This window comes from Nostoc sp. PCC 7107 (genome assembly GCF_000316625.1).
GTDB lineage: Bacteria > Cyanobacteriota > Cyanobacteriia > Cyanobacteriales > Nostocaceae > Nostoc_B.
Map to the genome: position 1 here is coordinate 5,173,850 of NC_019676.1, position 13,945 is coordinate 5,187,794.

The 13,945-nt window shown below is 43.1% G+C and carries 9 protein-coding genes and 1 pseudogene; 9 read left to right on the forward strand and 1 reads right to left on the reverse strand.

From position 1 onward, the window contains the following. Window positions 1–347: 347 nt before the first annotated feature. The 9 genes and pseudogenes from sbcC to NOS7107_RS22135 all read left to right on the forward strand — a co-directional run bounded on the left by sbcC (window position 348) and on the right by NOS7107_RS22135 (window position 12,049). Complete coding sequence (sbcC, locus tag NOS7107_RS22095) at window positions 348–3,374, forward strand: exonuclease subunit SbcC (RefSeq protein ID WP_015115166.1); 3,027 nt, start codon at window positions 348–350, stop codon at window positions 3,372–3,374. A 14-nt stretch (window positions 3,375–3,388) separates the two neighbouring features. Beyond that, window positions 3,389–3,720, forward strand: a pseudogene (locus NOS7107_RS22100) (DUF6883 domain-containing protein). Between the two features lie 17 nt (window positions 3,721–3,737). Next, window positions 3,738–3,953, forward strand: a complete 216-nt coding sequence (locus NOS7107_RS22105) for a DUF4926 domain-containing protein (RefSeq protein WP_015115168.1) — start codon at window positions 3,738–3,740, stop codon at window positions 3,951–3,953. A gap of 372 nt (window positions 3,954–4,325) precedes the next feature. Further along, entirely contained in the window at window positions 4,326–6,707 is a 2,382-nt protein-coding gene (locus tag NOS7107_RS22110) for a phosphoketolase (protein WP_015115169.1), read from the forward strand. Window positions 6,708–6,916: 209 nt separating this feature from the next. After that, on the forward strand, window positions 6,917–7,954 hold the full coding sequence (gap, locus tag NOS7107_RS22115) for a type I glyceraldehyde-3-phosphate dehydrogenase (protein WP_015115170.1): 1,038 nt from the start codon (window positions 6,917–6,919) through the stop codon (window positions 7,952–7,954). Window positions 7,955–8,258: 304 nt separating this feature from the next. Continuing rightward, window positions 8,259–9,689: a pyruvate kinase gene (pyk, locus tag NOS7107_RS22120; protein WP_015115171.1), complete on the forward strand. Its 1,431-nt coding sequence runs from the start codon at window positions 8,259–8,261 to the stop codon at window positions 9,687–9,689. Window positions 9,690–9,971: 282 nt separating this feature from the next. After that, window positions 9,972–10,970 carry a transaldolase gene (locus NOS7107_RS22125; protein WP_015115172.1) on the forward strand — a complete coding sequence of 333 codons (999 nt, stop codon included), beginning with the start codon at window positions 9,972–9,974 and terminating at the stop codon, window positions 10,968–10,970. A 277-nt stretch (window positions 10,971–11,247) separates the two neighbouring features. Next, a complete protein-coding gene (locus NOS7107_RS22130; protein ID WP_015115173.1) occupies window positions 11,248–11,478 on the forward strand; it encodes an AAA family ATPase in 231 nt (76 codons plus the stop codon). Then, complete coding sequence (locus NOS7107_RS22135) at window positions 11,471–12,049, forward strand: SMI1/KNR4 family protein (RefSeq protein WP_015115174.1); 579 nt, start codon at window positions 11,471–11,473, stop codon at window positions 12,047–12,049. The genes NOS7107_RS22130 and NOS7107_RS22135 overlap by 8 nt, the downstream gene beginning before the upstream one ends. A 108-nt stretch (window positions 12,050–12,157) precedes the next feature. Here the strand turns inward: NOS7107_RS22135 and NOS7107_RS22140 are convergent, their stop codons facing one another. Continuing rightward, window positions 12,158–13,729: an adenosine deaminase gene (locus NOS7107_RS22140; RefSeq protein ID WP_015115175.1), complete on the reverse strand. Its 1,572-nt coding sequence runs from the start codon at window positions 13,727–13,729 to the stop codon at window positions 12,158–12,160. Window positions 13,730–13,945: the final 216 nt, after the last annotated feature.

The following is a 13,945-nucleotide window of genomic DNA, read 5'->3' on the forward strand; positions in this document are numbered from 1 at the left end:
CCTCAAATCAACATTTGTATATAAAACATCTGAAGCTGCACCCCATAAATCATGTAGAGAAGTTGTATACAACTTCTCTACAACAACTGATAAATTGCATCTTAATCAAGAAACGCTATAAGCCGTAGATGTAACAAGTAGAACCTAGAAATAACTGTCCACAGTTTCTTTTTTCTCCCAATATAGGCAAAATAATTTGCCTGGTGGGAAAACTTGCTCATAATATTGTTAATTTTCGTAAAATTACTGACTTTAGGACTAGAATACTGATATCTACCTAGCTAAACTATCTAGAGTGCATCTGTACTGCTCGTTCAGCAAAACCTAGATGTGGCGCTATTGCCTCAATGATTCCAGTACAACTTATCCTCAAAAACTTCCTTAGTTACCGTGATGCTACTTTAGATTTTCGTGGTTTGCATACGGCTTGTATTTGTGGCTCTAATGGCGCAGGTAAATCGTCTCTACTCGAAGCGATTACATGGGCAATTTGGGGTGAAAGTCGTGCTTCAACTGAAGATGATGTCATCCATGCTGGGGCGAAAGAAGTCCGCGTTGATTTCACTTTTCACACTAACCAGCAAAAATATCGAGTAATTCGCACAAGAATTCGCGGTGCAACTAGTGTTTTAGAATTTCAAATTGAAACACCTTCTGGGTTTCGTCCTCTCACGGGTAAAGGAGTAAGGGCAACCCAGGATTTGATTTTAGAACATATCAAGCTGGATTACGATACTTTTATTAATTCTGCTTATTTGCGTCAAGGTCGTGCTGATGAATTCATGCTGAAGCGCCCGACAGAACGCAAGGAAATTTTATCAGAGTTGTTAAAACTAACCCAGTATGATGATTTGGAAGAACGAGCTAAAGAATCTTCTCGACAATTCAAAGCTAGAGCAGAAGAATTAGAACGTTCTTTGGAATCGATTAAAACACAACTGCAACAGCGGGAGTTGACAGAAACTCAAAGGGCAGAATTAGAAGCAGAACTGAATCAACTGCAACAAGTACAAGCTTTTGAGAATATTCAATTACAAAGTTTACAAGTTGTCCAGCACCAGCGGCAAAATTGGGAACAACAACTCAGCTTTGTCAGGCAACAATATCAGAATTTAACCCAAGATTGCGATCGCCTCCACCAAGAACAATCATCCGTTAAAACCCAGCTGGCAGATTTGACGGCTATCTTAAATCAGGAAGCGGAAATTAAAAACGGTTACGCCCATTACCAAAACCTGCAATCTCAAGAAGAAGCTTTTGCGGCTAAATTTGAGCAACACACCCGCGCCACTAGTTTGCGTCAACAAAAACAGCAGCAACTAACTGGGCAAATTCATGAGATTGAAAGACAACTGCAACAAGTACAAGCGCAACTTGAAGCCTTAGCCCAGCAAGAACAAGAAATTCAGCAAACTCTGAGTAAATCAGGCGAAGTCGAAGTGGCTTTAGGACAACTCAGCGCCGCCCGTCGTCGGGTTGCACAGTTGGATGAATTACAAATGCAAGTTTCGCCTTTATTACAACAGCGCCAAAGTTTGCAAAGTCACCTAGATAGAATTCAAGCTAGTTTAGTCGCCAGATTAGAACAAATCCAAGCCACAGAAAATAAACTGCAACGTTCTTCACAACGTTACCCCGAACTGCAACAAGCAGTGATGGCTGTAGCAATGCAGATTGAACAAATGGAGAAAGATAAAGTTTATTTGCAACGCATCCAAGAAAAAGGCCAGGAAAGAAGACACTTTATTGAACGACTACAAGCACAGCAACGGGAATATGAAAGGTTATTGGGTGAATTAGACCAAAAACTGCAAATGTTGCGTAATCCCGATGCGATTTGTCCTTTGTGCGAACGTCCTTTAGATGAACATCACTGGAATCGAGTTGCAGATAAAACCAAAGCTGAATACAAAGACACTGAGGAACAATTGTGGGTATTTCGGGAACAGATGGCTTGTACAGATCGAGAAATTCAAGTACTCAGGCAGAAATATCGAGAAGTATCCCAAAATCTTTCTCCTTATGATTCTTTGCGAGAACAGCGCGGACAATTAGCCGCCCAACTAGAATCAACAAGCGATGCTGAAGAACAGTTACAACAACTCACACAAGAAAGACAACATTTAGAGCGATCGCTCCAAGTTGGTGATTACGCCCACGATAAACAACAAGAACTGCGGCAAGTAGAAGAATATCTGCGACAATTAAATTACAATGAGCAAGACCATGCCTTAGCGCGGAGTGAAGTTGAAAGATGGCGCTGGGCAGAAATCAAGCAAGGGCAAATTAAAGATGCGCTCAAACGTCAAACCCAACTAGCCGCCCGCAAACCAGAATTACAGGCAACTATCACCCAATTACAAACTAGAATTCAGCAAGAACAAACTGATTCTGACTCCGCCAAACAAATTGCCGCCCTTGAACGTCAAATTGCGGAAATTGCTTATAGTTCCGAGCAACATAATAATTTACGTCAAGCCGTCCGCCAAGGCCAAGCTTGGCAATTACGCTATCAACAATTGTTATCAGCCCAGCAGCAATATCCCCAACTACAAGGGAGATTACAAGAACTAGAAGCGGCGAAAACTACTCGCTTAAACGAGCGACAAAAACTCGCCACCCAAATTGATGAAATTGTCCAACAACTAGCCCAGTCAGCCAACCCAATTGAGCAAATTCAAGCTTTAGAACAGCAGTTAGTTATCCGCAGGCGACAACTTGATGAACAAATCGCCAAATTAGGGCGTTTAGAACAACTCGCCCATCAATTAGAAACCTTACAAGCGCAGTACGAAGAACAACAACAGCAGTTGCAAGCTTGCAAAAAACAGTACCGTGTTTACCATGAATTAGCATTGGCGTTTGGTAAAAATGGTATCCAAGCATTGATGATTGAAAATGTACTGCCGCAATTAGAAGCCGAGACAAATCAACTTCTATCACGATTGAGTGCCAATCAACTGCACGTACAATTTGTTACTCAAAGAGCAGGTAAAAGTAGTAAATCAAGCAAAAAGAATGCCAAGCTGATCGATACCTTAGACATTTTAATTGCCGATGCTAAGGGAACACGGGCTTATGAAACATATTCCGGTGGGGAAGCATTTAGAATTAACTTTGCCATCCGTTTGGCAATGGCGAAATTATTAGCTCAACGGGCGGGTGCGGCGTTGCAATTGTTAATTATAGATGAAGGCTTTGGGACACAAGATGCCGAAGGATGCGATCGCCTGATTGCGGCCATAAATGCGATCGCTGCTGATTTTGCCTGTATTCTCACAGTAACTCACATGCCCCACCTCAAAGAAGCCTTTCAAGCCAGAATTGAGGTGAATAAAACTCAACAAGGTTCACAGGTGCAGTTGTTGGGTTAGAAAAATAACGTGTTATGAAACTACCTAACCCAGAACGCGCTATCGTTGAAACAGAAAAAATCGCAGCTTATTGTCTCAACTTAGAACATCCAGAAGGAAAGCACAAAGCTCGTGTCTTCAAATCTGCCCTAGACTTAGATTTAAACGATGCAGAAGAACTACAAACCATCCTTTTACAAGCAGTAGTTGACTATGATGCCATTCCTGGTGAAAGCAATCTATACGGTCAAAAATATATTATTGATTTTCCCCTGAGTCGTTCGGTAAACAAGCAATCATTCAGAGCGTTTGGATAGTGCGAAATGACGAAAACTTTCCTCGCCTAGTTACCTGTTATGTACTCTAAGCAGTGAGGTAATGCCAATGAAATTATTTGATGTTGTTGCTCTAACAGAAGACTTACTGGAATTAAAATTGTATCGCGGTCAAGTAGGAACGATTGTAGATCAATATGAACCTGGAGTTTTTGAAGTAGAATTTAGCAACTTAACAGGACAGGCTTATGCAATAGAAACCTTAAATGCTAATCAGCTAATGATTTTATATCATCAACCTATTGGTGAAAGGACATTAGTATAAATGTAGCAACCTGCTAGGCTAATTACTCAAGCCTTTACTACCCAACACTTTAGGAAAAACCTATCAAAAGTAATATTTCTCAATAAATTGATACAGGTAATTTTCTTTTTTGCAATAAATAATCCGGTTTAAAAAAAGCTTAAAACTAGCGAGTCATCTTGGTTATATCTGCTACTCTCTCAAGCAGGAGACAGTCAGGAATTATTCATCATTATTAAAATTTTCATACCAGCGATCGCAATAACAAAGCACAATTTTTTCCTAGATTGGCGCGGGGAATGATTTGTCATGAGTAGGATGGCCGTTATTGCTTAGACAACTAAACTAACTTAGTGAACAAAGGCAAAATCCTGTTGTATACGGAAATTTGATATGACTTTAGCAATCTCTCCACCAATCAAGCCTTTAACAGACGAAGAATTGCAGAAAATTAACGCCTACTGGCGGGCGGCGAACTATTTGTCAGTAGGGCAAATATATTTACTCGACAATCCACTGCTGAGAGAACCCCTGAAAATAGAACACGTTAAACCCCGACTGTTGGGACATTGGGGAACTACGCCAGGGCTGAATTTTATCTATGTTCACCTCAACCGCATCATCAAAAAATATGATACGGATATGATTTATATTGCCGGGCCTGGTCATGGTGGCCCTGGTTTAGTTGCTAACACTTATCTAGAAGGAACTTACAGCGAATACTACCCCAACATTTCCCCAGATGCTGAGGGAATGCAGCAGCTATTCAAACAGTTCTCCTTCCCCGGTGGGATTCCTAGTCACGTCGCCCCGGAAACTCCTGGTTCAATTCATGAAGGCGGTGAGTTGGGTTATGCCTTAGTTCACGCTTACGGTGCAGCTTTTGACAATCCCGACTTGATTGTGGCGGCTGTTGTCGGTGATGGTGAAGCGGAAACTGGGGCTTTAGCCGCAAGCTGGCATTCTAATAAGTTTCTCAACCCGGTAAATGATGGGGCAGTTTTGCCGATTTTGCACCTCAACGGGTATAAAATTGCTAACCCTACATTGTTATCACGGTTAAGCCATGAAGAAGTAGAAAGCTTATTTGTTGGCTATGGTTATAAACCTTACTTTGTCGAAGGTTCAGAACCTGCGGAAATTCACCAGCAGATGGCAGCTACATTAGATACAGTTATTACGGAAATTCAAAATATCCAAAGAGAAGCCCGTGTACATGGTTTTCAAGAACGTCCACGCTGGCCGATGATTGTCTTGCGAACCCCCAAAGGCTGGACAGGTCCAAAAGAAGTAGATGGAAAGAAAACCGAAAATTTTTGGCGATCGCATCAAGTTCCTTTTGGAGCGATCGCTCAACAACCAGAACATTTAAAATTACTCGAAGACTGGATGAAGAGTTACAAACCCGAAGAACTCTTCGACGCTAACGGCAAACTCATTCCCGAACTCGCCGAATTATCCCCTACAGGAATGCGGCGGATGGGCGACAATCCCCACGCCAACGGCGGTATCTTGTTGCGTGACCTGAAGATGCCTAAATTCTCAGACTATGCCGTAAATGTCACCCAACCCGGCAAAGTTGAAGCGGAAGCCACCAGAGTCATGGGGCAATTTCTGCGAGATGTGATGAAACTCAACATGGAAAGCCGAAACTTCCGTGTCTTTGGCCCTGATGAAACAGCATCCAATCGCTTAGATGCTTTGTTTGAAGTCACAGATAGAACTTGGGTTTCGCAAATTCTGCCCGAAGACGAACACCTATCGCCCAACGGTCGGGTAATGGAAATTCTTAGCGAAACCAATTGTCAAGGTTGGTTAGAAGGCTATCTTCTCACAGGTCGTCATGGATTCTTCTCCTGCTACGAAGCATTTATCCACATCATTGACTCCATGTTCAACCAGCACGCCAAATGGTTGAAAACCACCCGTCATATTTCCTGGCGTAGACCGATCGCATCCCTAAATTATTTACTCACCTCTCACGTTTGGCGGCAAGACCATAACGGCTTCTCGCACCAAGACCCGGGTTTTATCGACCATGTGATTAATAAAAAATCAGAAGTAATTCGCGTCTATCTTCCCCCCGATGCCAACACCTTACTTTCCGTCACCGACCACTGCTTAAGAAGCCGTAACTACGTCAACGTCATCATTGCTGGCAAACAACCAGCGCTGCAATATCTTGATATAGACGCAGCAGTTAAACACTGCACCAAAGGCATTGGTATTTGGGAATGGGCGAGTAACGACCAAGGAAGTGAACCAGATGTCGTCATGGCCTGTGCAGGCGATGTTCCCACCTTAGAAACCTTGGCTGCGGTGGATATGCTGCGTCAGTACTTCCCCGACTTAAAGGTCAGGGTTGTGAACGTCGTTGATTTGATGACATTACAGCCAAAAAGTGAGCATCCTCACGGTTTGACTCCCAAAGACTTCGATACAATTTTCACAACCGATAAACCAGTTATCTTTGCTTTTCATGGCTATCCTTGGTTAATCCATCGGTTAACCTATCGCCACACCAATCACCAAAACCTCCATGTGCGTGGTTACAAAGAAGAAGGAACTACCACAACTCCTTTTGATATGGTGGTTCTCAACGACCTCGATCGCTATCATTTAGTTATGGACGTAATCGATCGCGTACCAAAACTAGGCTCAAAAGCAGCTTACGTCAAACAAAACCTACAAGATAAGCTGATCGAACACAAGCATTACATTTCCCAGCACGGCGAAGACCTCCCCGAAGTTCGCAACTGGAAGTGGCCTTATTAAATTCTGAAGTATGAAGGCTGAAGTCTGAAATTTCATACTTCATACTTCACACTTCATACTTTCCCAAAACCTTAAAAGATGTCTAGCAAAATCAGTTTAGATTTCTAAGACTGTCACGATCAACTCAGTCAGACCAAAATTAACCCAGCTAAATGCAGCGTTGAAACGAAGAACAGACCTGGGTTGTTCTCAAATTAGGAGGTTGAACTTTGACGAAGTTGAAAGTTGGTATTAATGGATTTGGTCGTATTGGTCGGCTAGTGCTGCGTGCTGGCATTTATAACCCTAACATTGAGTTTGTCGGCATTAACGACTTAGTACCACCAGATAACCTGGCTTATCTGTTGAAATACGATTCCACTCACGGTAAATTTAAAGGCAAGGTGGAAGCCAAGGAAGATGGCATCGTCATTGATGGGCATTTTATTCCTTGCGTCTCCGTGAGAAATCCTGCCGAATTACCTTGGGGTACATTAGGCGTAGACTATGTAGTAGAATCTACAGGACTCTTCACTGATTACGAAAGTGCCAGCAAACACCTGACAGCAGGTGCAAAGCGCGTTATTATCTCTGCCCCAACAAAAGATCCAGACAGAGTTCCAACTTTGCTGATGGGTGTAAATCATGACTTATTCGACCCCAGCAAGCATCTGATCGTTTCCAATGCCAGCTGCACTACAAATTGTCTGGCTCCCATTGCCAAGGTCATCAATGATAACTTCGGTTTAACCGAAGGGTTGATGACTACAGTTCACGCGATGACCGCAACTCAACCCACCGTAGACGGCCCCAGTAAAAAAGACTGGCGGGGTGGTCGAGGCGCAGCCCAAAATATTATTCCCTCATCCACGGGTGCAGCTAAAGCTGTGGCTTTAGTATTACCAGAGTTAAAAGGTAAGTTAACAGGGATGGCATTACGCGTTCCAACCCCTGATGTTTCGGTAGTTGACCTCACTTTCAAGACGGCAAAAGCTACCAGTTACAAAGAAATCTGTGCAGCGATGCAGCAAGCTGCGGCAGGTCAACTAGCAGGTATTTTGGGCTACACAGACGAAGAAGTAGTATCTACAGATTTCCAGGGTGATACTCGTTCCAGTATTTTCGATGCAGGTGCGGGAATTGAGCTAAACTCCAACTTCTTCAAAGTTGTTTCTTGGTATGACAACGAATGGGGCTACTCGAATCGGGTAGTAGACCAGTTGTTGTCTATGGCACAAAAAGAACAACTGTTGGCTGTAGCAGTTTAAAAAGTTTGAAGTGTAAAGTCTGAAGTATAAATTTCATACTTCACACTTCAAACTGCATAAAAAAGTGTTTTTACATACAAAAGGAGTGATATGAAGCACAAGTGATATAGATGCAGTCGGCTGCTTAGGGCATTTATAGCTGTAGTCAGTAGGACATTGTGAAAGTGCCAATACTTTTACCTCCTACCTCCTGCCCTTCGGGTTCAGCAGTTGCTCATGGGGGAAACCCCCAAGACCGCACTGCTTCACCTCCTGCCTCCTGCCTCCTGCTATATATCGCAATATATACCCGAACCCAACCCCTATGCGTCGAACCAAAATTATTTGCACTGTTGGCCCTGCTAGTTCTGCACCAGAAAGACTACAAGCCCTTGTGGAAGCTGGAATGAATGTAGCGAGGTTAAACTTTTCACACGGCGCTCATGAATTTCACGGACAAACGGCTAAGTATCTCCGGCAAATTAGTGCCGATCGCCAAAAGCCAGTGGCAATTATGCAAGACCTTTGTGGACCTAAGATTCGCTTGGGAACTTTACCACCAGAAGGACTAAATGTCGAAGCTGGTGAAGAAGTCACATTTGTCTTGCAAGAAAAAGGCAATAGTATCGACGAACTGCCTTTACCCTTGCCCACTTTGTTCGCAATGGTTAGACCTGGGGAACCGATTTTAATTAATGATGGACGCGTCAAATTAATTGTCACCGATCGCGATGCCGATAAAATTCGGGCTTTGGTGAAAATTGGCGGGTTAATTTCCACCCACAAGGGAGTTAATTTGCCAGAAACACCATTACCAGTGAGTTCGATCACCGAAAAAGACTTGATGGATCTACGCTTTGGCATTCAGATAGGTGTAGATTTTGCGGCGGTTTCCTTTGTGCGATCGCCCCAAGATTTAGAACCAGCTCAGCGGATGATCGAAGCAGCTGGGGCTTCTATCCGTTTGATTGCCAAAATCGAAAGACCAGAGGCAGTTGAGCGTTTTGACTCCATCTTACAAGTCGCTGACGGCATCATGATTGCTCGTGGCGATTTAGGGGTGGAAGTGCCAATTCACGAAGTCCCCCTGATTCAAAAGGATATTATTCGTCGTTGTAATCAGGCAGGCAAACCAGTGATTACCGCTACCCAAATGCTGGAGTCGATGATTAGTTCACCAGACCCCACCCGCGCTGAAGCTACTGACGTTGCTAACTCCATTTTGGATGGTACTGATGCCGTCATGTTATCTGGAGAAACAGCTGTTGGGCAGTATCCTGTAGCGGCGGTGCAAATTATGCACAACATCGCTGTAAGGACAGAACAGGCTTTGGAAGAAGGTGGTAAGCATTCCTGGTGTCATGAAGCAGGCAGTCTCAGCGTGACCGAATCGGTGGCAGAAGCAGTATGTCGCATCGCCTATGAAACAGGCGCAAAGGCAATTCTTTGCAATACTACATCTGGCAGTACAGCCAAATTAGTATCAAAATACCGTCCTTCCGCGCCGATTATTGCCCTCACCCCTGATGAAAATTCCTATCATCAACTAGCGCTTTCTTGGGGAGTAGAACCTATATTCATTCCCCCAGTTCACAACGCTGAGGAAATGTTTGTCAATGTCCTCAACACAGTGGCAGACACGGGTTTGGTGAATGAAGGCGATAAAGTGGTGATTACTTCCGGCGTTCCAATTGGTAAATCAGGCACAACTAGTTTAATCAAAGTGCATTCTATTGGACAGCCGATTCTAGCCTGACGCGTCTAGAATAAGGCTGAGGCTTTAGTCAGCAAACAAGGCAATAATTAAGAAAGATTGCCAAAATCAGAATTTTAGCAACCGTCGAAAGTGTAAATACATAGGGGAATTAGATGAAGAGTGCTGAGTTAAACAACCTCCCACAGTTATCCAGTTTCATAGGTTTGAGTTTTTTCTACTTTACTCAAGACTCAGCAATGCCACTTGCTTCAACGGAGAGAACCTCAGCACTCAGCACTAAGTTAGGTAAATCCTACACAGATAATCTTCAAGGAGTTTCTTATGTCTAAAAATTTACTAGAACAATTGCGGGAAGTTACTGTAGTTGTTGCGGATACTGGCGATATTAAAGCCATTGAAAAATTCACCCCCAGAGACGCTACCACCAATCCTTCCTTGATTACAGCTGCGGCACAAATGCCAGAGTATCAGGATATTGTTGATCAGACTTTATTGCAAGCGAAAAAAGATGCTGGTGCAGGTGCTAGTCAAGCCCAAATTGTTTCTCTAGCTTTTGAACGTTTGGCTGTATCTTTTGGTTTGAAAATTTTGCAAATCATTCCTGGACGCGTTTCTACAGAAGTAGATGCCCGCTTGTCTTATGATACCGAAGCAACGATCGCCAAAGGTAGAGAAATCATTGCTCAGTATAAAGCCGCAGGCATTGGCCCCGAACGCATTCTGATTAAAATTGCCAGCACTTGGGAAGGAATTAAAGCAGCGGAAATTCTGGAAAAAGAAGGTATTCACTGTAACTTAACTTTATTGTTCGGGTTACATCAAGCGATCGCTTGTGCTGAAGCAGGTATCACCCTAATTTCTCCCTTTGTCGGTCGGATTCTTGACTGGTACAAGAAATCAACCGGACGCGACAGCTACCCCTCTTCTGAAGATCCAGGCGTAGTATCTGTCACCACAATCTATAACTACTATAAGAAGTTCGGTCATAAAACCGAAGTTATGGGCGCAAGCTTCCGCAACGTTGGTGAAATCACCGAGTTGGCAGGTTGCGACTTGCTCACCATTTCTCCTTCTTTGTTGGGTGAATTGCAAGCCACCATTGGCGAACTACCCCGCAAACTTGATCCTTCCAAAGCAGCCAGTATGGAAATTGCCAAAATCTCCATCGACAAAGCCACCTTCGACAAAATGCACACCGAAGACCGCATGGCTTACGATAAGTTAGATGAAGGTATCAAAGGATTTACCAAAGCTTTAGAAGACCTGGAAAAATTATTGGCAGACAGACTATCTAGTTTAGAAGTAGTCGCCAGCCACTAGTAACGCTACGCGGAAGTCAAAAGTCAAAAGTCAAAAAGCTTATGTCACAAGCTTTTCACTAACTTGAAATGGCATCTTGATTTCCGCCGCGTTGTACTAGTGCTTCTTCTCACAACTAATGAGACGAACTACTAGAATTTAGATTTCATAATCAAATCCCACATTCTGCATTTCCAATTAACAAAGGAGAAGGCGGAATGTGGGATTAAAGCATTTTTGCAGAAACTCGATAAAATGAAACCTGTGTAGAAAAAGCCTGTTGACCGGGAGACTGTTCATGACGGAGGCGCAAAGTGAAAAACAACTGTCGAGAATAGTTTTAAAAGGCTTCAAGTCTATCGCTGAGTGTGACGTTGAACTCTCCAGGGTGAATATTTTAATTGGGGCTAATGGGGCGGGAAAATCAAATTTTATCGGCTTTTTCCGTATGGTTCAGCAGATACTAGAACAGAACCTGCAAGGTTTTGTCAGTCTCCAAGGTAGCTTAATAAAAATTAAACATGAGTAATTTAAATTGGTTTTCTTTCCTTAAAAAGGAGAGTAAAAAAGCAATTGAAAACTATGAAAATGGAGAAGTATATTGGATAATGGTGGATTTTTCTCCTGAAGCAATTGAATCACAATGGTTAGGTTTTTCAGGAGTAGCAGAAGAAAAAATTATTGCTGTTGAAGCTCATTTGGGAACAAAATTACCGTTCTCTTACAGAGAATTCTTAAAGGTTACAAATGGTTGGCCTGAGTATCCAGGGTTTTTAGGATTACGGAAAATTGAAGAAATTGATTGGTTTTATGTTGAGAATCAAGATTGGATTAACATCTGGATGGAACCTGGAGGTTTACCACCCATCTCTGATGAACAATACCTGAGATACGCAAAAGGCTTAGAGCAAGAGATACGTTTGGAATACTTACAAACGGCTCTACAGATTAGTGATGCTTTAGATGGTGAAGTTATTTTGCTGAACCCTCAAGTGACTCACAATAATGAATGGGAGGCTTGGTTGTTTAGTGATCATATTCCTGGTGCTAAACGATATCGCTCTTTTTGGGAAATGCTTACAATACGTGGAATTAGTTAAGAGAATAGTAGGTTGGGTGTAGCGATAGCGTAACCCAACATTCACGCATACTCTGTTGGGTTCCGTTCCTCCACCCAACCTACACCAGAATTGCTGAACTGTATTGCATCAAAGCCAGTTTTGCAAAGACTCAAACCGAGTAAATTCTGACTCTAGTTGCCATTGAACCCGTGCGCGATCGCTCTTTTGCAAAAAAGCACTGCATCCTGAAGAAACAGATGTATTACCAGGGGTATCGCTGGCACAAGCTGGAACCATTGCCTTAAATTCAGGCGACTTCCAAAGACTATTTCCAAGAGCGAAACTATATTCTAAGCTATTGCGAGCCAGTCGCTTGAGGTCTTTATATGCCAGCCCATATCTTGTTGCTGCTAACAGATACTCATGACTCAAATCGATGCGGGAAATACCTTCATCATCGGAAGCAAGGGTCATTGGTACTCCAGCTTTCCAATACTCCATAAAAGGATGCTGATTTCCCTGGACATTCAAAATCACCTCATTGCTAGTCAGGCAAATTTCAACCAACACGCCGCGTTGCTGCATTTGCTTCATCAACTCAAAAGGACGCTCTTCAAACAGAATATCTACACCATGTCCAATGCGAGATGCTTGTGCTATTTCTACAGCTTGGCGAATATGAAAACGTAAATGCTCAGTTGGAACTAACCCCAAGGTTAACTCTCCGGCATGAAGTGAAACCTTAACATTGGGATATTGACGTTTGAGAAATTGTAGCATCTGCATTTGCAAGGTGTAGTCACGGAGTGCGATCGGGTTATCCTCTGGGGCGACGAGATTGATCCCAACTACCTGCTTGGAGGATGAAGCTAGTGCAAAAGCATAAGCTAACTGAGCAAATACTTCCACCGGTGATTTTGTTCTAGTAGTTTGCTGCAAATAGCGCACCGTGACTGTACATCCAGGCTGTGGCTTTGGAGTGCCGCAACCGAGTGTTTTCGCAACTTCACCCTCCAACTGTGTTAATTGCTGATTGCCGAGTGTCACTAGCTCGGTTAATCCTCGCTTGAGCAATTGACGGTGCATCTCTGAGAAGTCTTGATTCCAACCCACTTCACGCCCTAACTGTCGAACCTCACTGCCCTGAACAGTCAGCATTAACTCAAGATAGTTAATATGCTGAGAAGCTGCCCGATTTGCTACTGACGCAACCATATCATCCCGACGGCTCATAGAGTCTGATATTGTCCCAAATCCAGCAAAAGCCTCAAAAAATTGGTCGTGTCCAGATTTTCCAGCAAATTGGAGGTTACGGGTAGACCAACGATTGATCAGGGAATCATAAACAGATGTTCTGTTGAACAATTCTGAGGCGGGAAAATAACTACTGTCCTGATTACAAGCCTTGGGTTCAACTAAAGTCCCCGCTTGTGGATTCACACAATACCCATCGGTTGCACCCCACTCTAGATAATCTTCTGCGTACACAGCCCCGCTGAGATGACTGTGAATATCTCCTCCCTTTGGCATTCGCTGGACAAATGCTCGTAAAGCCCCTGGCCGGGAACGATGGGCTTCAAACCAACTAGCAGCTTGAGCTTCACTCCGAGTTGAAGACTGCTGCGAATTAGATGGGACTTGGGCTGCTACACTGAAGATAAAACAGCTAGAACTTGTTAATACTCCTAAAAAAAAATATAGGGGCGCTCGTCTAGGCATATAGATTTATTTTTTTGTAAAACGATGCTTAGAATAAAGCAAAAAACATATCAATTAACATTAGATGAAAGTCTATTGCATTTCTTATAAAACTTTGCTTTTGCCATTAAATTTCGATTATTCCGCAGTATAACCACTAAATTTGATTTATCCGTAGCTCAAAATGGCACAATTTTCTAGTTCGCCGCCACTTTCAGCAGGTTGAAGAATTCTCAA